Source organism: Ensifer sp. ENS07 (assembly GCF_014852185.1).
GTDB classification, from domain to species: Bacteria; Pseudomonadota; Alphaproteobacteria; order Rhizobiales; family Rhizobiaceae; genus Ensifer; species Ensifer adhaerens.
In genome coordinates, this window is record NZ_JACVBE010000002.1 from 223,302 (window position 1) to 242,716 (window position 19,415).

General features: G+C 63.3%; 18 protein-coding genes. 10 read left to right on the plus strand and 8 right to left on the minus strand.

The window, feature by feature from the left end:
• Positions 1–188: 188 nt before the first annotated feature.
• Entirely contained in the window at positions 189–2,732 is a 2,544-nt protein-coding gene (locus tag IB277_RS08150) for a methyl-accepting chemotaxis protein (RefSeq protein WP_192370939.1), read from the minus strand.
• A 454-nt stretch (positions 2,733–3,186) separates the two neighbouring features.
• On the opposite strand from IB277_RS08150, the gene IB277_RS08155 reads away from it, so the two are divergent.
• From IB277_RS08155 to mobB, 3 genes are read left to right on the plus strand one after another with little or no spacing between them, the layout of a single operon-like run.
• Positions 3,187–4,095, plus strand: coding sequence for a DMT family transporter (locus tag IB277_RS08155; RefSeq protein ID WP_060528791.1), 909 nt, complete (start codon positions 3,187–3,189; stop codon positions 4,093–4,095).
• A 9-nt stretch (positions 4,096–4,104) separates the two neighbouring features.
• Positions 4,105–4,770, plus strand: coding sequence for a molybdenum cofactor guanylyltransferase MobA (gene mobA, locus IB277_RS08160; RefSeq protein ID WP_090293918.1), 666 nt, complete (start codon positions 4,105–4,107; stop codon positions 4,768–4,770).
• Entirely contained in the window at positions 4,767–5,288 is a 522-nt protein-coding gene (gene mobB, locus IB277_RS08165; RefSeq protein WP_090293920.1) for a molybdopterin-guanine dinucleotide biosynthesis protein B, read from the plus strand. Before mobA ends, mobB begins: the two co-directional genes overlap by 4 nt.
• 22 nt (positions 5,289–5,310) lie before the next feature.
• Here the strand turns inward: mobB and IB277_RS08170 are convergent, their stop codons facing one another.
• From IB277_RS08170 to IB277_RS08180, 3 genes are all read right to left on the minus strand, one after another.
• On the minus strand, positions 5,311–6,909 hold the full coding sequence (locus tag IB277_RS08170; protein WP_192370940.1) for a tetratricopeptide repeat protein: 1,599 nt from the start codon (positions 6,907–6,909) through the stop codon (positions 5,311–5,313).
• 222 nt (positions 6,910–7,131) lie between these two features.
• Positions 7,132–7,875, minus strand: a complete 744-nt coding sequence (locus IB277_RS08175) for a polysaccharide deacetylase family protein (protein ID WP_110819192.1) — start codon at positions 7,873–7,875, stop codon at positions 7,132–7,134.
• 168 nt (positions 7,876–8,043) lie between these two features.
• On the minus strand, positions 8,044–10,425 hold the full coding sequence (locus IB277_RS08180) for an OmpA family protein (protein WP_192370941.1): 2,382 nt from the start codon (positions 10,423–10,425) through the stop codon (positions 8,044–8,046).
• Between the two features lie 418 nt (positions 10,426–10,843).
• Between IB277_RS08180 and IB277_RS08185 the strand changes: the two genes are divergently transcribed.
• The 4 genes from IB277_RS08185 (at position 10,844) to IB277_RS08200 (ending at position 13,859) form a co-directional block, all read left to right on the plus strand.
• Entirely contained in the window at positions 10,844–11,626 is a 783-nt protein-coding gene (locus IB277_RS08185; protein ID WP_034795139.1) for an ABC transporter substrate-binding protein, read from the plus strand.
• A gap of 169 nt (positions 11,627–11,795) precedes the next feature.
• A complete protein-coding gene (locus tag IB277_RS08190; protein ID WP_034795142.1) occupies positions 11,796–12,599 on the plus strand; it encodes an ABC transporter permease in 804 nt (267 codons plus the stop codon).
• Positions 12,596–13,426 (plus strand): ABC transporter permease, encoded by an 831-nt coding sequence (locus IB277_RS08195; protein WP_060520672.1) that lies wholly within the window; start codon positions 12,596–12,598, stop codon positions 13,424–13,426. Before IB277_RS08190 ends, IB277_RS08195 begins: the two co-directional genes overlap by 4 nt.
• A gap of 166 nt (positions 13,427–13,592) precedes the next feature.
• A complete protein-coding gene (locus tag IB277_RS08200; protein WP_034795148.1) occupies positions 13,593–13,859 on the plus strand; it encodes an usg protein in 267 nt (88 codons plus the stop codon).
• Between the two features lie 69 nt (positions 13,860–13,928).
• Here IB277_RS08200 and IB277_RS08205 read toward each other — a convergent pair whose 3' ends face one another.
• Entirely contained in the window at positions 13,929–14,654 is a 726-nt protein-coding gene (locus tag IB277_RS08205; protein WP_034795151.1) for a DUF2270 domain-containing protein, read from the minus strand.
• Positions 14,655–14,858: 204 nt separating this feature from the next.
• Here IB277_RS08205 and IB277_RS08210 point away from each other — a divergent pair, with 204 nt between their 5' ends.
• From IB277_RS08210 to IB277_RS08220, 3 genes are all read left to right on the plus strand, one after another.
• Complete coding sequence (locus tag IB277_RS08210) at positions 14,859–15,686, plus strand: class I SAM-dependent methyltransferase (protein ID WP_034795154.1); 828 nt, start codon at positions 14,859–14,861, stop codon at positions 15,684–15,686.
• Positions 15,687–15,798: 112 nt separating this feature from the next.
• Positions 15,799–16,668 carry an NAD(P)-dependent oxidoreductase gene (locus IB277_RS08215; RefSeq protein ID WP_110819194.1) on the plus strand — a complete coding sequence of 290 codons (870 nt, stop codon included), beginning with the start codon at positions 15,799–15,801 and terminating at the stop codon, positions 16,666–16,668.
• Positions 16,665–17,360 carry a DNA alkylation repair protein gene (locus IB277_RS08220; protein WP_181432607.1) on the plus strand — a complete coding sequence of 232 codons (696 nt, stop codon included), beginning with the start codon at positions 16,665–16,667 and terminating at the stop codon, positions 17,358–17,360. The genes IB277_RS08215 and IB277_RS08220 overlap by 4 nt, the downstream gene beginning before the upstream one ends.
• Positions 17,361–17,375: 15 nt before the next feature.
• Here IB277_RS08220 and IB277_RS08225 read toward each other — a convergent pair whose 3' ends face one another.
• The 3 genes from IB277_RS08225 to IB277_RS08235 form a co-directional block, all read right to left on the minus strand.
• Positions 17,376–17,864, minus strand: a complete 489-nt coding sequence (locus IB277_RS08225; RefSeq protein ID WP_034795162.1) for an Lrp/AsnC family transcriptional regulator — start codon at positions 17,862–17,864, stop codon at positions 17,376–17,378.
• Between the two features lie 65 nt (positions 17,865–17,929).
• Positions 17,930–18,565: a uracil-DNA glycosylase family protein gene (locus IB277_RS08230; protein WP_090293927.1), complete on the minus strand. Its 636-nt coding sequence runs from the start codon at positions 18,563–18,565 to the stop codon at positions 17,930–17,932.
• On the minus strand, positions 18,558–19,145 hold the full coding sequence (locus IB277_RS08235; RefSeq protein ID WP_090293928.1) for a thermonuclease family protein: 588 nt from the start codon (positions 19,143–19,145) through the stop codon (positions 18,558–18,560). The genes IB277_RS08230 and IB277_RS08235 overlap by 8 nt, the downstream gene beginning before the upstream one ends.
• Between the last annotated feature and the right edge of the window lie 270 nt (positions 19,146–19,415).

Here is a 19,415-nt window from a genome sequence, read left to right on the forward strand (position 1 = left end):
CCGCCTGCCGGCACCTTCTCCGCGCAGGTGGGGAGAAGGGAATGTGGGGCACACCTTCGTGTCCCCACGTATTCCGCGTGTAAGTGGATAGCGCCTGTATGGGCGCACTTGCCCCTCCGGCACGTTCCCTCGCCCCGCCTGCGGGGAGAGGGTTGGTCAGCGGGTGCCCAAGCCGCCCGCCCGGACACTTAAGCCGCGTAGCTTCGATGCCCCTGTCCGCGGGCGCCGATACCGTCCGTCCCGGTACGGAAGCGTTCGATCTTGTCGTTGAGCGCTTCCACCTGCCGGCGCAGGCCATGGATCTCGGCGGTGTTTTCCTCGACCATCGCGGCGTTCTGCTGGGTGATCATCTCGACCTGATGCACCGCCGAGTTCACCTCGTTGAGACCGGTGTACTGGTCGGCGGCCGAAGCCTCGATGTTGCTGACGAGGTCGTGGATCGTGCCTATGTGGCTGTTGATCACTGTCAGCGCGTCGCCGGTTTCCTGGACGAGAGCGACGCCGCTTCTCACCTGTGCCGAGCTTTCGGAAATCAGCCCCTTGATCTCGCGGGCAGCCCCGGCACAGCGCTGGGCGAGTTCACGCACCTCCTGCGCGACGACGGCAAAACCCCGGCCCGCCTCGCCTGCCCGCGCCGCCTCGACGCCGGCGTTGAGCGCAAGCAGGTTCGTTTGGAAGGCGATCTCGTCGATGACGCCGATGATGGTGCTGATCTTCTCCGAGGAGCGGTTGATCTCGGCCATGGCATCGATCGCCTTGGCGACCACCTGGCCGGAATGCTTGGCGTAGGAGTTGGTCTCGCCGACCGAAACCGTCGTCTTGCGGGCGCTTTCGGCCGTCGCGCGGACGATATCGGTCAATTGACGCAGCGCCCGCGAGCTTTCCTCGAGGGCTGCCGCCTGCTGCTCGGTCCGGCGCGCCAGATCGTCAGCCGACGCGGCGAGATTGCCGGTGCCGCCGGTGATCTCGCCGGTGACAACGCGCACGTCGGCAAGCGTCGCCCGCAGCGCCTCGACCGCATTGTTGTAGGTGCGGGCCATGATCACGTAATCGGCGGGCAGATCCTCGGACATGCCCTCTTCGAGATCGCCATCGGCAAGTGCTGCGAGCACGTCGGAGAGCGCGTTCAGCGCCTGCATCTGCTCGGCCTCGATGCGGGCGCGCTCAGCAGCCCGGCGCGTTTCCTCTTCTGCAGAAAGCGCGCGCGCGGCCTCGGCCTCACGACCAAGCCGGACATTCTCGACCGCATTGTCGCGGAAGACGGCAACCGAGCGCACCATGTCGCCGATCTCGTCGCCGCGGTTGCGGCCTTCGATGGCAACGTCGAGGTCACCATTGGCAAGCCGCGTCATCGTTTCGGTCACGCGCTTCAGCGGACCGCGCAGCGTCTCGACCAGCATCAGGCCACCGATGATGGCGAGCAGCGTGCCGGCGATCATCGCCACGATCGAAACGTCGGCCGAACGCTGGCTGTCGACCTTGCCGGCCTCCTGGGCGCTGCTGACGAAGCTTTCGAGCGTCGTGCTGGCGGCTGCGACCATCGTCGCCGCTTCGCTCTTTGCCGTTTGCCAGCGGCCGCCGACGTCGATCAATGCAGCGGTGTCCTTGTCGATGTTGTCGAGCGACGGGCCGAGCTTACCCGGAAGGTCGCGAAGGGCAGCGTTCTTGCCGCCGAGTTCGCCGAGCTTGGCTGAGGTTTCGCGAACCGCCAGGATGTCGGCCATGACCGGCTCGCGGCCGGCGGCATCGAGCTTGCGATGCAGTTCGCTGATGTGCAGCCGCGTGCTGTCGAGGCCCTTGAAGGTGTCGCCCATCAGCGCGATCAGGGTCTTCAGCTGCGAGATCTCGGCATCCATGCCGACGAAGCGCTTGGCGGCCGTGTCGGAATTCTTCGCGGCCTCCTTGGCAAAGTCCGCTTCGTATTTCGAGAACTTGCTGAGGATCGGCACCAGCGCGTTCTTCTTCGCCTCGTTGTCATCGCCGCCGGCAAGGGTCGCCTGCACCTTCGTTGCCTGATCCTTCAGTTCGGCAATCGGCGCCTGCACCTTTTCCGAGGCGATCTTTTCCGCCTCTTCGATCTGCTTCATGAGATGCGGCAGAAGCTTGTTCGCCTGGTCGATCTTGGCGTCGGGGTTGACGGCCATGGTTACCGGCAGGCGGAATTTCTTGATGCGCTCCGCAAGGCCCTGATAGGCGGCGGCATCGAACAGCAACGCCTTGGCAAAGGCCTCCTTTTCACCCGATTCCTTGCGGATGATGTCGATCTGCTTGTAGGCGCCATTGCCCTGTTCGGTCATGTCGGCAAGAGCCTTGTCGAGCGACGCCGTCACCTGGTCGCGCTCGAGCTTGGTCGCCCAGAGCTTGTCCGTCTGGCTGCGCATGGCTTGACCAAGCGTAAGCACCGAAGCGATTTCCGCCTTGTCCTCGGCACGGGTCAACAGGCTGTCGAGCGTCTTCACGCCGCTTTCCTGTTCGTCGATCTGGGCCGACAGTGCCGTGCGCGTTTCCTCGCTCGGCGCATCGGCAAAAGCCTGCAGCGCGCCGCGCAGCGCCTGGAAATCCGAGAGATTGTTGATGGTTTCCCGCGTCACGGTCATATGGCCGTTGAGCGTGCGGGCAGTGAAGAAGCCGATGAGACCAATGCCGGCGATAAGCGCCACGAGCGGAACCACGAAAAGCAGCACCTTGGTGACGATACGCAGCCGTTGCAGCAAGCGATCGATGAAAGACATTGCGCACCCCTGATTATTCTTATGGGAAGCAGGCCCGCGCGGCGGTTTTTCTTGGCGGAAACACCGATGGGCCATCGGCCGGAGGCTCTCCCAAGCCTCAAGCAAACGTCCCTGGAATGGCCACCCTGCAAGGTTTATTGCGGCGCCACCCCGCCGATCGCGTCATGCGAATGGATGCGGAATTGTGGCGACGATAGGCAGCGAAACTTAAGATTCCGCGAATGAGCTTATGTTCGAACACACCGGCTTTACCGGCATGCGACAGTCTTTCCGGCAAAGGTTCTCCCTCGAAGGCATCTCTTCTACTTGCCGGACAAGAAAAGTCGGGGCGGCATGCGATCCCGTTTGCACAACCCGGCAGCCAATGCTTAAACATTAGGCGATCCATTCACGGATTCGCCTCCCCATCCGCCGGCAGCGCAGGCCGCTTGCCCGGCGTCGCAGGACAGCCAGCATGCAAGCCTCCACCAATTTCCGCGGCATTCTTTTCATGTGCCTGGCGATGGTCACGTTCTCGTGCAACGACGCGCTCGTCAAATCCGTCACCGGCGCAATGAATGTGGGGCAGATCATCTTCGTGCGCGGTTTGCTGACGACGCTGATGGTCGTGCTCGCGGCCTGGCATTTTCGCGCCTTCCGGCCGATCGGAACGCTGATGCGGCCGGTGATCCTCTTGCGCATCGCCATGGAGGCGTTGGCCTCGGTCACCTATATTTCGGCCCTCGGCCAGATCCCGCTCGCCAACGCCTCGGCAATCATGCAGGCGCTTCCCCTGGCCGTCACGCTCGGCGCCGCACTCTTCCTCGGCGAACCGGTCGGCTGGCGCCGCTGGACCGCGATCATCGCCGGCTTCATCGGCGTGCTCATCGTGCTCCGGCCGGGCCCCGAGGGCTTCACGCCGGCGGCGCTGACCGTGGTTGGGTGCGTCTTCGTCACCGCCACCCGCGACCTCTGTACCCGCCGCATCGGCCACGACGTGCCGGCGCTCTACATCACCGTGTCGACTTCGCTCGTCACCACCCTCGTCGGCGCCTTGCTCATCCAGCCGATGGGCGGCTGGCAGCCGATGTCGACGACGACCATCAGCCATATCGCTGCGGCAAGCGTTCTGCTGATGCTCGGCTACCAGACGATCGTGCTGGCGATGCGGGCCGGCGACATTTCGGTGATCGCCCCCTTCCGCTACACCAGCCTGATCTGGTCGATTGCGATCGGCATCTTCTTCTTTGCCGAGGTGCCGGATCACTGGATGCTGGTCGGCGTCGCGATCATCATCGGTTCGGGTCTCTACACCTTCTATCGCGAGACGCTGCGCGGTCGCAAAGCCGTCGCCCAGCGCTCGCTGACCGGCCCACTGGAATAGGAGTCGACAATGCCCGAAAGCCGTCCCTCGCCCCTGATCAGCGCATCCCTGCCCGCCGTCGTCCTTGGCGGCGGATTGTCGCGCCGTATGGGCAGCCCGAAGTTCGGCCTTCAGCTGGGCGGTCAGACGATGTTGACGCGCATCGTCGCCCGGCTCCGGCCTCAGGTGACGAGCGTCGCCGTCAACCTCAACGTCGATCCGGCTGGCGCCATCGACAGAGGCGTGCTCGTCATCGCCGACACAGTCCCCGGTTTTCTCGGCCCGCTTGCTGGCGTGCTGACAGCCATGCGCCATGTCGCGGCGACCAATCCGGCAGCAAGCCACGTCGTCGTTGTTCCGACCGATACGCCGTTCTTTCCGGATGATCTCGTCACCCGAATGGTTGCCGGCCTGACAGAGCACCAGCAGATTGCCGTTGCGGCATCCAACGCGCAGATGCATCCGTTGTTCGGGCTCTGGCCGGTCGCCCTTGCGGACGAGCTTGAGACCTTTCTGACAAGTGACCCGAAGCGCCGCGTCCGCGCCTTCATCGAACGCCACCCTTCGGTAACGGTCGATTTTCCGCTTATCGCGACGGCAGAAGGCGCATTCGATCCGTTCTTCAACGTCAACACGCCCGAGGATCTGACCGACGCGGAGCAATGGTTGCGTTTCTTCGAGGATGACAAAACATGAGCGCCATGAAGATCTTCGGCATCGCCGGCTGGAAGAATTCGGGCAAGACTGGCCTGATGGTACGGCTCGTCACCGAGCTAACGCGGCGCGGCTACATCGTCTCCACCGTCAAGCACGCCCACCACGACTTCGATATCGACAAGGTCGGGGCCGACAGCTACCGTCACCGCGAGGCCGGCGCCCATGAGGTGACGATCGTCTCCGGCACGCGATTTGCCATCATGCACGAATTGCGCGGCGCCCCGGAGCCAGGCTTCAAGGAGATCCTGGCGCGGCTCGCGCCTTGCGATCTCGTCCTCATCGAAGGCTACAAGCGCGAACCGATTCCGAAAGTCGAGGCTCGCCGTCTGGAGTCAGCGAACCGCGAGCCGCTGGCGCCCACCGACCCCCACATCTGCGCAATCGCTGCCGATCATCCGGTAGAAGGCTCCGATCTGCCGGTGTTCGAGCTCGACGACACGGCGGCAATTGCCGATTTCGTCGAGAAGGTCACAGGGTTACAGCGCAAAGGCGTCTGAAATGCGCGAAGGCGCTGCAGGCTCAACGCTGTGAGGCACGGCGATACTCTTCAGGCAGCTTCGCCAGCAACTCCTGCGCTTTCTGCATCCCTTGCGCGGCCGCCTTGGCATACCACTCGGCCGCGGCTGAAAGATCCTGCTCCACCCCATCGCCTCTCGCATAGGCGATACCGAGAAAGAATTGGGCGTCGGCATTTCCTTGCTCCGCCGCCTTGCGGAACCACCTGACGGCAGCCGGAGCGTCAATCTCCACGCCGATGCCATTGAGATAGGCGATGGCGAGATTGAACTGCGCCAAGGCATAACCCTGGTCAGCCGAAAGCTTGTAGAGCCGCGCCGCCTCCTTCGCGTTCTTCTCGATACCTTGGCCATTCGCATACATGACCGCCAGGTTGAATTGCCCTTTGGGATCTCCGCGATCGGCAAGCATCAGGAACCAGCGGTGCGCCTCGGCGTAGTTTTCATCGACGCCGGCACCCGTCAGGTACATGGCGCCGACATTCATCTGCGCTTGCGGGTTTCCCTGTTCTGCCGCCTTCAGGAACAGCTCGAATGCCTGAGCCTCGTCCTTCGCGACACCGCGACCCAGCATGTAGAAGATTGCCAGATCCACCTGCGCCGAGACCATGCCCCGGTCCGCCGCCATGCGGCACCACTTCACCGCCTCCCGATCGTCACGCCCGACGCCGAAGGCGCGCGCGTAGATCGTGCAGAGGAGATTCTGTGCCTGCCCGTTTCCGGCATTCGCAGCAAGCCGCAGCCAGCGATCGCCCTCCTTGGTATCGACCCGCCCGGCCTCGCTGTTGAAATAGAGCCTGCCGGCATTCACCTGCCCTTCGATGTTTCCCTGCTCGGCTGCTCGCACATACCAGTTGAGCGCCTCGGGAACGCTGCGTTCGACACCGGTGCCTCTCTCATACATAACGCCGAGATTGTACTGGGCGCGGGGTTCCCCGCCGACCGCGGCGCGCGACTCCCAGCGGTAGGCCTCCGCGTCATTCCTCAGCGTGCCGTTGCCCTGCAAGTAGGCGACGGCAAGATTGTGCATGGCCGCAACCAGCCCCTGGTCCGCAGCCTTCCGATACCATTCGAAGGCCCCGGCCGGATCGCGCGCCGTTCCGCGCCCCTCCTGAAGCATGTAGCCGAGATTGTATTGGGCCGCGGCATAGCCCTGCTCCGCCGCCAGCCGGTAGTAGGCAACGGCCTGCGCGTCATCCTTGGCGACACCCAATCCCTGTTCGTAGTGAACGCCGATATTGTACTGGGCGGCCGGCGTCTTCTGATCGGCTGAAAGCCGAAACCAGCGAAGCGCCTCGACATAGTTCTGCTTCACACCTTCGGCACCGTTGAAGTAGATCGAGCCGAGCAGGAACTGGGCTTTCGCGTTGCCCTTCGCTGCAGCCCTCCCGTACCAGCCGATGGCTTTCATGAGATCGTGGGCAACACCTTCGCCGGTCTGGTAGCGCATGCCGAGATCGACCTCGGCCTCAACGTCACCGGCCTCGGCGCGGTCCAGCACCTGCTCGAATGGTGGCAGAGCCGTGCCTGCGCCATAGGCACGCGTAGGCAAGGAAGCCTGCACGAGCAGTGCGATAACGAGCCCGAAGACGACACGTTTCATCCACCCCTCCAGAACCAGTCGCATAGGGAGAGAAGCCTAGGGGGACGAACCGGCAACGGAAAACGGATTTCGACGGGCCGCTACTTTGCGTCGAGCAGCGGCCTCGTGGCCGACGAGACATGAACCGCCGCGGAGGGCGCGCCGCATTCACGGCCCACACTTGCGGCTTACGCCAACGGCCTCGGCGTGCGGATATTTTCCGGTATCAGCCGTTGCTGGCGGTCAGTTCGTCGCGCCGACGGTCATTTCGTCCGGAGTGTCGTTCAGTCGCACGAAGCTGTAGCCCTTCGCCTTGAGGTCGAGGATGCCGCGGGCAACGCCGGCGCCGGCGGAATGGGTCGGTTGGTTGATATGGGCGATGATGACGTCGCCGTCCTTGGCGGCGCGAATGCGCTTCTCCGCCATCGCCGCACCCAGCAGCGAGCCACCATCACCGTTCACCGAGTAGCCGGCGATGCGGTAGCCCATGGCGCGGATCTGGCTCATCGACGAATGGGTGTATTTGGCCGTCGCGCCGCGAAACCACTTCGGCGCCGGCAGGCCATGCGCCTTGATTGCGACAGCACCGCCATCGACTTCGGCGGCGACTGCCGCCTCGGAGCCGGCTGCCGCGATGCCATAGACGGAAATCTTCACGTCGATCGGCGGCACGTGCATGGCGCCGTGGTCCTCGATCTCGAATAGATCCGGATGCGCCTTCATCACCTCGACGACGAGGCCGTTGCGCTTCAGCCAGCGCGCGGTGACGAAGATCGTGGCGGGGATGCGGTTTTCGATCAGTGTGCCGAGGATGCGCATGTCGGTGGCGCCGCTGCAGGCGTCAAGCGTCAGCGCCACCCGCGGCGCTCCGCCCTTTCCCTCGGGATTGGCGGGCAGACGCAGATCCGGCTCGACGAGCCCGGGCGCGGCGATGGCCGAATGGGCGAGCGTGGTGGCGGCAACAAGCGCGAGGGAAAAGGCTTTCATGGCAATCCGAGGAAGAAAAATCTGGGAAGGAATGTCAAACGACAGAAACCCGCCTTTTGCGAGGCGGGTTTCCTGCTCTTATCCGGGCAGTCCTGCCCGAAGCTTGATCCGCGCAGCGCCAATCATTTTGGCGCTGCGCGCGCCTTGTTAGCGCTGCGCGAAGCCCTGTTAGCGCTGTGCGACCGGGCGAACCAGCGGGGTCACACGGCGAATGGTGACGCGACGGTTCTGCTGTTCGGCGTCCTGGGTGCGAACCTTCAGGAAGCGCTCGCCATAGCCCTGGGTCGCCAGGTTTTCCGGCGGAATGCCGTAGACCTCGGTCAGCAGCGAGGCAACCGATTCGGCGCGCTTGTCGGAGAGCACCAGGTTTGAGCGGTCCGAGCCGACGGCATCGGTGTGGCCTTCGATGAAGAAGGTTTCACCCGGATCCTTGGCGAGGATCTTCTCCATCGCGGCTGCGACCTTGCGCATGGTCTTGGCCTGCGACATCGACACTTCGGCGCTGCCCGTCGGGAAGGTGATCGTGTCGAGGTCGACGCGGCGCACCTTGTCACGCAGGCGGGCGGAGTGGCGGACTTCGTCCATGGTGTAGACGCGCTCGACACGCTCGACCGGCGGCTCGGCCAGGAACTCGTAGTAGTCGCGATCCGGATCGTCGGAAACGTCGGCGATGTAGTCACGAACCGGGATGCGCAGGCGCATCGGCGGCAGTTCGTAGCCGACGTCGATGATCGCCGGACGCGGACCCTCGTCACGCTCGGGCGCATAGATCATCAGGTATTCGTTGCCGTCGCGGTCGACACGCGAGCGCTGCAGGATGTCGCCGTAACGGTTGTAGACGGTGACGATCCGGTAGCCGCCCGGACGCACGATGGTTTCGCGGGTACGACCGCGCGGAAGCTGATCGTAGTAAGTCTCTTCCGCATCGTAACGCAGGCGCGGACGGTCGTCGCCACGCACGAAGATCTGGTCGCCGACACCGAGGATCACCCGGTTGTCGACCTGCTCGACGATCTTTACCTCGGTGATGTTGTTGGTGATGTTGTTGACCGTCGTGTTGTTGTTGATCACCGTGTTGTTGATAACAGTGTTGTTGACGATGTTGGTCGTCTCCGGAACCACGAAGACCGGAGCCTCATCGACGCGCGTCCCCTTTTCGTTGAGGTTCGCTTCGATCTTCTGCGGTAGGTCGGCCGGCATCTCGGCAGCAATCGCAGCCTGCGCTGCGGCATCGTCGGCCGGCGGAGGGGCGTCCTCTTCCTTGGCGCGCAGTTCCTCACGCAGCTTCTGGCGCTCTTCGCGCGCCTGGTTGCCGCCGGCATTGTCGGCGTCCTTGTCGCTGTCGAGCACGGCAGCACCGTTTTCGACCGGCAGCACGACGGTTTCGTCGGTCGCGGCCGGATCATCGGCGATCTTCACCTTCTCTTCTTCCGTGCGGGTGTCGACCACTTCCGGAGCCGGCTGCTGCACCTGTGGCTGCTCGGCCGTTACCGGCTGCTCCGTGCCGGGCACGGGCTGACCTTCGCCGGTCTGCGGCTGCTCGGTACCCGGGACCGGCTGTCCCTCGCCCGTCTGTGGCTGTTCGGCACCAGGCACCGGCTGTCCCTCGCCCGTCTGCGGCTGTTCTGCACCAGGCACCGGCTGGCCTTCGCCGGTCTGCGGTTGTTCCGCGCCAGGCACAGGCTGGCCCTCGCCAGTCTGCGGCTGCGGCTCGACGGCGGGAGCGGTTTCGCCACCAGCCTTCGGCTCTTCGGCAGCCTTCTGCTCGTCAGCAGCCTTCTGCTCGTCAGCGGCCTTCTGTTCGTCAGCAGCCTTCTGTTCGTCAGCGGCCTTCTGCTCTTCAGCGGCCTTCTGCTCTTCAGCGGCCTTCTGCTCGTCGGCGGCCTTCTGCTCTTCAGCGGCCTTCCGCTCTTCAGCGGCCTTCTGCTCTTCGGCGGCCTTCTGCTCTTCGGCAGCCTTCTGTTCGTCAGCGGCCTTCTGCTCGTCGGCGGCCTTCTGTTCCTCTGCAGCCTTCTGCTCTTCGGCCGCCTTCTGCTCTTCAGCAGCCTTGCGGGCAGCCTCTTCCTCAGCAGCCTTCTGCTGCTCGGCAGCCTGACGTGCGGCTTCTTCTTCAGCAGCCTTCTGCTGTTCGGCAGCTTGGCGTGCGGCTTCTTCTTCAGCAGCCTTCTGCTGCTCGGCAGCCTGGCGCGCAGCTTCTTCCTCAGCGGCCTTCTGCTGCTCGGCGGCCTGGCGCGCTGCCTCTTCTTCAGCGGCACGCTGCTGCTCGGCGGCCTGACGGGCAGCCTCTTCCTCAGCAGCACGCTGCTGCTCGGCAGCTTGGCGTGCAGCTTCTTCTTCAGCGGCGCGCTGCTGTTCGGCAGCCTGGCGCGCGGCTTCTTCTTCCGCCTGGCGCTGCTTCTGCAGCAGCAGTTCCTCGTCGGATTGGCCACCGCCCTCCTGTGCAACCTCGAATGGCTTCATCAGGCTGTCGGCCACCGCGGGCGGAACCGCCACGGACACCGACAGCACCGGCAGCGCGACGGTCGCGAACAGCTTGGATCGAATCGACATTTTGTCTTCCTTCCTCTTCCTGGGAGGTCCTGGCCCGCATCCTCTCGTCAACCTGTGACACGCTGAAGAAGAGAATGCGAACACGAATACTTACGGGGCCTTGACCCAAGGTTTCGGCTTTTTTGTGTTGGCCGCGAGACGCGCGGTCCAATGCAACGCCCAAACCGCGAACCGGTTCCTTGACAAGGGCTAGCGGAGGCAAGATTAACCGCCGCTGAACGCCCCGTTCATGTTTCTCCCGCGCGGAAAACCACAATCATCGGTCGAAACTTGATTCCCGTTGAGCGCCTTCGCTTTCCTGTTGATTTTTAGTGGAAAAGAGTACGAATATCGCCACAACCGGCGGCAGACGCCCCGGCTGAAATTGGCATCCGCGAAAAACAACAATGCCGGATGTCGACCAACAGAGAGGACTATCATGCGTATTTCCAAGCGGCTGGCAGCCGCCGCATCGGCTGCCGTTTTCGTGCTCATGGCAGGCTCGGCCATGGCCGACGGCGAAAAGGTCGTGATCGGCACGGAAGGCGCTTACCCGCCCTTCAACAACCTGGAAGCGGACGGCACGCTGACGGGCTTCGACATCGACATCGCCAAGGCGCTGTGCGTGGAAATGAAGGCCGAGTGCACTTTCGTGACGCAGGACTGGGACGGCATCATTCCGGCGCTCATCGCCAAGAAGTTCGACGCCATCATCGCGTCCATGTCGATCACCGCCGAGCGCAAGGAAAAGGTCGACTTCACCAACAAGTACTACAACACCCCGCCGGCAATCGTCGTGCCGAAGGATTCGCCGATCACCGAGGCAACCGCAGCCGCCCTTCAGGGCAAGGCGCTCGGCGCGCAAGGCTCGACCACCCATTCCAACTATGCCGAAGCGCATATGAAGGGTGCCGAAATCAAGCTCTATCCGACGGCTGATGAGTACAAGCTCGACATCGCCAACGGCCGTATCGACGCAGTCATCGACGACGTCGTCGTGCTCTCGGAATGGCTGAAGACCGCTGACGGCGCCTGCTGCAAGCTGCTCGGCACCCTGCCGATCGACCCCGTTATCAACGGCGACGGCGCCGGTATCGCGGTCCGCAAGGGCGACGATGCGCTGCGCGAGAAGTTCAACAAGGCGATCGAGGCGATCCGCGCCAACGGCAAGTACAAGGAAATCAACGAAAAGTACTTCCCATTCGACGTTTATGGCAGCTGATTGACGGTTTCCGGTGCGAATCCATAGTGAATCATGCCGGAAAAACGTCGGTTGATGCGAAAATTGCAACGGCGGATGGCTTGCCCTTCCGCCGTTTTTGTTTGACAAGTGCCTAAAACAAAGCGCGATCGATACGCATAAAAACAGCGCAAAAGGGGAAATCTCTGACATGAGCGGGTTGTTTGCCGGCTTCTATTCCATCCTCTCCTGGATCGGATCGATCGTCGATCCATTCTGCGGCCCGGTCGGGGTCTTTACCTGGCTCGCACCTGGCACGCTTCTCGCCTGCGGTGACACCGGATGGGGCGACGATATCGCCCACGGCTTCGTCATTACCGCGAGCCTTGCCATCGCAACGCTGCCCGTCGGCCTGTTGATCGGCTTCTTCATCGCGCTGGGCAAGCAGTCCGAAGAGCGCACGGTTCGGCTCGCGTCGAACATTTACACGACGATCTTCCGCGGCCTGCCCGAACTGCTGACGCTCTTCATCGTCTATTACGGCTTGCAGATCCTCGTTCAACAACTGCTGGCATCGCTCGGCTACGACGGTCCGGTCGAGATCAATGCCTTCTTCGCCGGCATGATCGCACTCGGCGTCGTCTTCTCCGCCTATTGCTCGGAGGTGCTGCTGTCGGCTTTCAAGGCCATCCCGCATGGACAATACGAAGCCGGTGACGCCCTTGGCTTGCATCGCGGCCGCACCATGCGCCTCATCATCCTGCCGCAGCTCGTGCGCATCGCCCTGCCCGGTCTCGGCAATCTCTGGATGGCGCTGCTCAAGGACACCGCCCTCGTCTCGGTCGTCGGCCTGACCGACATCCTGCGCCAGACCGGCATTGCCGCCCGCGTGACCAAGCAGGCCTTCGAATTCTACGGTGTTGCCTGCGTGCTCTTCCTGATCCTCGCGATGATTTCCTCGATCGTCTTCTCCTACATTGAACGGCGAACCAAACGTGCGGAGATGGGCCGATGAGTGTCGTTGCAACGATGATCCCGCCGCAGGCGCCGCCGCCGGTTCCGCCGAAGCCCTACACGCTCACCCGCTTCGTCGGCAGCGTTGCGCTCGGCATCTGGCTGGCACTCGGCGTCGGTATCTTCCTGACCGTGGTCGGCGGCTGGGATCCGGACAAGTTTGCCAAATACGGCCCGCGCTTCATCAACGGCCTCGGCGTCACGTTGATGCTGGTCGGCCTTTCGATCGTCATGGGCGCCATCCTTTCGCTGCCGATCGCCTTTGCCCGCATGTCGAAGAACAAGGTCCTGTCGTGGTTCGCCTACGGATACGTCTACTTCTTCCGCGGCACGCCGCTGCTGGCACAGCTCTTCCTCATCTACTACGGCCTCGGCAGCTTTCGCCCGCAGCTGGAAGCGGTCGGCCTGTGGTGGTTCTTCCGCGACGCGTGGAACTGCGCGATCTTCGCTTTCACGCTCAACACTGCGGCCTACCAGGCGGAAATCCTGCGCGGCGCGATCGAGAGCGTGCCGCGCGGCCAGCGCGAAGGCGCTGACGCGCTTGGCCTTCCCCAGCGCGTCGCCTTCTGGAAGATCATCCTGCCGCAGGCAATGATCGTGGCGCTGCGCCCCTACGGCAACGAGATCATCCTGATGATCAAGGGCTCGGCGATCGTCGCGATCGTCACCGTCTTCGATCTCATGGGCGAAACCCGCTATGCCTTCTCGCGTACCTTCGACTTCCAGATGTATATCTGGGCAGCCATTCTCTACCTCATCATGGTCGAGATCCTGCGCAACATCTGGAGCCTGCTGGAAGCGCGGCTGACCCGCCATCTGAAGCGATAGGCTTTCTACGTCGGTTTCGAACAAAGCTTGGCAGCACTCCCTAAGAGAGGCTGCCAAGCTTTTGTTATTTCACGAGAAAGTTTCACTTCGGGACAAATATTAGCCCTTGATTAACAAATCAGGCGTTTCATCATAGGGACCAACCTTTGCGAGAAGTGAGGTCCACATGACGAACGAGATGGAACTTCAGCTCAAGGGCTACGGACTGACGACGGCGCAGATCCTCTACCACCTGCCCGACCATCCGGCCTTCCTGCAAACCTATATCTGGCAGCACTACGACATTGCGCCGGACTTCCCCGAAATGCGCAGCTTCCTGAAATTCTGGGAAGAGAAACTGGACGGGCCGCTGCATTCGGTGCGCTACGTGCACCGCAAGCTGATCTCGGCCACCGAATGGCGCGCACTGAAGGGCGAGCTCATTCTGCACTGAGAGCCGCCGACGGCGACCGCTCTCTGTCACCAGGAACCCTGGATCGGCGAGGCGTGACGCCCGGCGCCCTCAGACATGCACCTCCCCATGCGCGAGTTCGCCTTCGCGCGGCTCCTTGTGCAGCGAGCCGTAGAGCACCAGCCCGTAAAACACGATGACACCAACAATCACCGGCCAGCCGGGCAAGGGACCGAGGGCCGCATTCTGGGCGACGTCCATCCAGGAGCGCACGTGGCCGAAGGGCTCGCCATTGGTGGAGATCTTCGGCGAGGAAATCTTCAGCGCCCACGCGAGCAGCAGGATCAGATACATCCAGCAATAATTGCGCTGCAGCCGGCGGCAAAGCGCCTCGCGGTAGCTCATCAGGAAAGCGGGCTTGCGCAGGCTCTTGGCGATCGACGCCGCCCAATTGAGGTTCGGCGTGCCATCGGGCGCCAGGATCTGGGCGAAGTAGCCGCGCTCCAATTGCCGTACCCGGGCGCGATAGACGTCGAAGAAGCGATAGCGCCGGGCTTCGATCAGGAGCAAGAGCGTAATCAGCAGCATGGCGAAGAGCAGCACGCCATGATGCGACGACGGTGTCGACAGCGAGACCGAGAGCAGCGCCGCAACGACGGTGATTGCCCAGTTGGAGGTCCGGTCGATGCGGTCGCGCCAGCCGGCCATGCGCCCCATTTCGCCGCGATAATAGTGTACCACCGCGTTGATCTGCTCCTGCGACGTCTGCGGCAAGGGCGGGCCTTTCGGCTCCTTCGTTTCGGCGCTCAAGATCAGCGGCCCAAGCTCGGCGGACATCGGCATTCCTCCCGTCTTTTCTTATGCTTGCGATGATGACTCCTTTCCTGTCGCCGATAAATCCCGATGGCGCCGCATGGCGACGTTTTTCGTCCGGAAGGCCAAGGAAATCCTGCCACTGACCGCCAAAACGCCAGATCCACGCCCGCAAACCTTTCGCCGACGGCGATTGCCAAAAACCGGCTGCGGACGTAAGAAGCGCCCATGACCCAGAAAAGCACGAAAATCGACGAGGAAGCGCTGGCCGAGGCCTATAACCGCGCCCTCTCCCTGGAAAAGTCCGGCAAGTTCGATGCCGCGGCGCAAGCCTATGCCGAAGTGCTGGCGCTCGATCCGGAAGACCACGGCGGCGCTGCCGTGCGACTGGCCTCGATGGGACGCGGCGAAACGCCGGTGAAGGCGCCCGATGCCTATGTCGCCACGCTCTTCGACCAGCATGCCGAAGTCTTCGACAACGTGCTCGTCGACCAGCTCGGCTACTGCGTGCCGCTCCTCGTCCGCCAGCGCCTGCAGGCGCTTGAACTCGGGCCCTTCGACCGGGTGCTGGATCTCGGCTGTGGCACGGGCCTGACCGGCGGCGCGCTCCGCGACATGGCCGAAGACATCACCGGCGTCGACCTCTCCGAAAACATGGTCGAGATCGCCCACGAAAAAGACCTCTACGAGACGCTTTACGTTGCAGAGGCGGTCGACTTTCTCGACGACAACGACGACGAGCCCTTCGACCTTATCGTCGCCACCGACGTGCTTCCCTATATGGGCGCGCTCGAAGCGCTGTTTTTCGGCGCGGTCGACAACCTCGTCCCGGGCGGCCTGCTGATCTTCTCCAGCGAAACCCTGCCCGCAGAGACCTTCGCCGGCCGCAATTTCATGGTCGGCCCGCACCAGCGCTTTGCCCATGCCGAGAGCTACCTGCGCGACCGTCTCGCCGCCACCGGCTTCGAGATCGTCGAAGTCGGCGACATCACGGTGCGCCTGGAAGAAGGTGAACCGATCGCCGGACATCTGGTGGTCGCGCGCTTCAAGCCCTGATCGGGCCATGACAGCATCATGAGAAGGGAGCATCGCACGATGCTCCCTTCTCTCTTTTCCGCACCCGCGCCATCGGCTACACCAAGGCGAAAGCAATGGGAGTATTCGGAAAATGGCAAAGGTTGCATTCATCGGTCTCGGCGTCATGGGCTACCCCATGGCCGGCCACCTCAAGGTCCGCGGCGGTCACGAGCTGACGGTCTATAACCGCACCTTCGCCAAGGCCGAAAAGTGGGCGGCCGAGTTCGGTGGTCGCGCGGCGCGTACCCCGGCAGAGGCCGCCGATGGCGCCGATTTCGTCTTCTGCTGCGTCGGCAACGACGACGACCTGCGCTCTGTAACGACGGCCAAGGACGGCGCCTTCGAAAAGCTGGAGGCCAACGCCGTCTTCATCGACAACACCACGGCCTCCGCTGAGGTCGCCCGCGAACTCTACGAAGCGGCCAAGGCCCGCAATGCCCACTTCGTCGATGCCCCGGTCTCCGGCGGCCAGGCAGGCGCCGAAAACGGCGTTCTGACGGTGATGTGCGGCGGCGACGAAGCCGCCTTCGATCGCGCCAAGCCGATCATCGAAGCCTTTGCCCGCATGGTCGGCCTGATGGGTCCGGCCGGTGCCGGCCAGATCACCAAGATGATCAACCAGATCTGCATCGCCGGCCTCATCCAGGGGCTCGCCGAAGGCATCCACTTCGGCAAGAAGGCGGGTCTCGACATCGAGAAGGTCGTCGACGTCATCTCCAAGGGGGCAGCCGGCTCCTGGCAGATGGAAAACCGTCACAAGACGATGAATGCCGGCAAGTACGACTTCGGCTTCGCCGTCGACTGGATGCGCAAGGACCTCGACATCGTGCTCGCCGAAGCCCGCCGCAACGGCGCCAAGCTGCCGGTGACCGCGCTGGTCGACCAGTTCTACGGCGATGTGCAGGAAATGGGCGGCAACCGTTGGGATACGTCCTCGCTCCTCGCCCGCCTCGAAAAGTGAGCCTTAGCCCGTCCTCGACCGCGGGCGAGATCATCGCTCACCTGCGGTCTCTCGGCTCCGAAGACAATCTCGCCGGCATGGCGCGTTTCGGTATCGTCACCGACGCCGCCATCGGGCTTTCCAACGTCGAGCTGCACAAGATCACCCGGCTGGTGAAGACCGATCACCGCCGGGCGCTGGCGCTCTGGCAAACCGGCATTCGCGAGGCGCGCATCCTGGCCGCCTTCACCGCCGATCCGAAAGTACTGACGCTCGACGACGCGCGCCGTTGGGCGGAAGATTGCAATTCCTGGGAAGTGGTCGATACCGTCGCCGACCTTTTTATTGCCGCGCGCTTCGAGCGCGAACTGATTCCGGAATTTTCAGCCGACGAACGGGAATTCGTCCGCCGCATCGCCTTTGCGATGATCGCGACGGCAGCGGTTCACCTGAAGAAAGAACCGGACGCAGCGCTTCTCGCCTGGCTGCCGTTGATCGAGCAGCATTCCGGCGACGAGCGCAACTTCGTGAAGAAAGCGGTCAACTGGGCGCTCCGGCAGATCGGCAAGCGCAACGCCGCCTGCCACGGCCCGGCCCTTGCACTTGCGAAGCGACTGGCGGAAAGCTCGAACCGCGCCGCCCGCTGGACGGGCAAGGACGCGGTTCGCGAACTGTCGAACGACAAGATTCTGGCAAGGCTTGGCCTCCCCTGAGTCTGCTAGCTGAGGTCAGTCCTCGCTGGACTTCGCCTGGTCGATCATCATGTAGTCGAGCGGCAGCTCGGTCGTATACTTGATCTGCTCCATGGCGAAGACGGAGGAAACGTCGCGGATCTCGATCTTGGCGATCATGCGCTTGTAGAAGGCGTCATAGGCTGCGATGTCAGGCACGACGACACGCAGCAGATAGTCCACGTCGCCACTCATGCGGTAGAACTCGACGACTTCCGGAAATTCGGACACGACCTCGGAGAAGCGGCGCAACCACTCCATCGAATGGGAGTTCGTACGGATCGACACGAAGACCGTGACCTTGGTGTTGATCTTCACCGGATCGAGCAGCGCGACGCGGCGGCGGATGACGCCGTCCTCTTCCATCTTCTGGATACGCCGCCAGCACGGCGTGGTCGAAAGCCCGACCTTCTTGGCGAGGTCGGCAACGGCCAGCGTGGAATCCTCCTGCAGCAGGCGCAGGATTTTGCGGTCTAGGCGATCCATAAAAGTCCCTCTCGAATTATTTTTCCCTCTATAGCGCGAAATTGATGAAGATAAAGAAAATTGTTTCAGTTCGTGAGAACGAAAACACGTTCGCGCAAGAAGGGCAGCACCGCTTCGAACCAGGGATTTCGCTTCAGCCAGCCGGTGTTGCGCCAGCTCGGATGCGGCAACGGCAGGATCGCCGGCACGGCGTTGCGCATCGCGTAGCGCCGCCAGTTCTTCACCGTCTCGGTCATCGATTTCGGACAGTCCGGGCCGATATGCCAGCGTTGCGCATAGTGGCCGATCGCCAGCACCAGCTCCACCTGCGGCATCTGCTCCATCACCCGGTGGCGCCAAAGCGGCGCGCATTCGCGCCGCGGAGGCAAGTCGCTGCCATGGGCGTCATAGCCCGGAAAGCAAAAACCCATCGGCACGATCGCGAATTTCTCCGGATCGTAGAAGCTCTCGCGATCGACAGCCAGCCATTGCCGCAGCCGATCGCCGGACGCATCGTTGAACGGCAGACCGCTGTCATGCACGCGCAGTCCGGGCGCCTGCCCGGCGATCAGGATGCGCGCCGCAGTGGAGATCACCGCCACCGGCCGCGGCTCGTGCGGCAGCCGGTCGGCCTCGCCGCGCAGCGGGCTGTCGCGACAGATGCGACAGGCCGAAATTTCCGCCCGCAACCGATCGAGTTGAGCAATGCGGTCGTCAGGCATCGGCGATACCGGAAAAAAGTGCGGTCAGGCGTTCGAGCAGCCAGCTGCGGATCGCCGCAAGCCAGCCATCGATGAGGTGCGGCCCCTCGTCGGGATGACCGTTCGTCCGGCGCCACTCCTGCGGTTTCACGAACTCGCCGGCCCAGAGCCCGCGCTGCTCCCGTTCTGCCCTTGCCTCCTCAGCCTCATAGCGCCCGTAGCTCACCGCATAGCCCGAAAGCACCATCTCGCGCCCGACATCGCGGTTGGCCGCATCGCAAACACCGAGCTCGCGGCCGTATTTGTCGCGGCCGTGAAACCGACAGCGCACATCACCCGCCGAGACGAGCGCCCGCAATCGGCCGCGCGCCTCGCGGCCGCAGTCCCAGGCGACGCCATCGCGCCTGCAGGTCTGGTCGAGCTCCGGCGCGTCGATGCCCTCGATGCGGACGCGTTTACCGTCGATCCGCAGGCTGTCGCCGTCGCTCGCGATCGCCGCGCCCCGTGCCGAACCGGTCGCAGATCGCTCTCCGACGGGCAGCCTGTCGGCGACAAAGGCGCCGATCGCCAAGAGGATGAGAATGATCCATCCGCCGGCCATGCCGCCACGTCCGCCGGACGGCGCATGACCGCGGGACCTGCCGCGGCCCTTGGGAAACCGATATGTCGTCCGTCCGAATTTCACGCCTGCCCTAACCTCGATTGCCGCGGGACTGCCTCGCAGACCAGCGCGTCATAAACATGGTCGATTCCAAAAGATTAGAGAAGGAACCTCACATGCAGCGCGATCCATCACGACCTGAGCACGGCTGCGCCACAATGGTTGTCGAATCCTTCACGCACCGCAGCAACTTCTTAAGGATTGCTCACT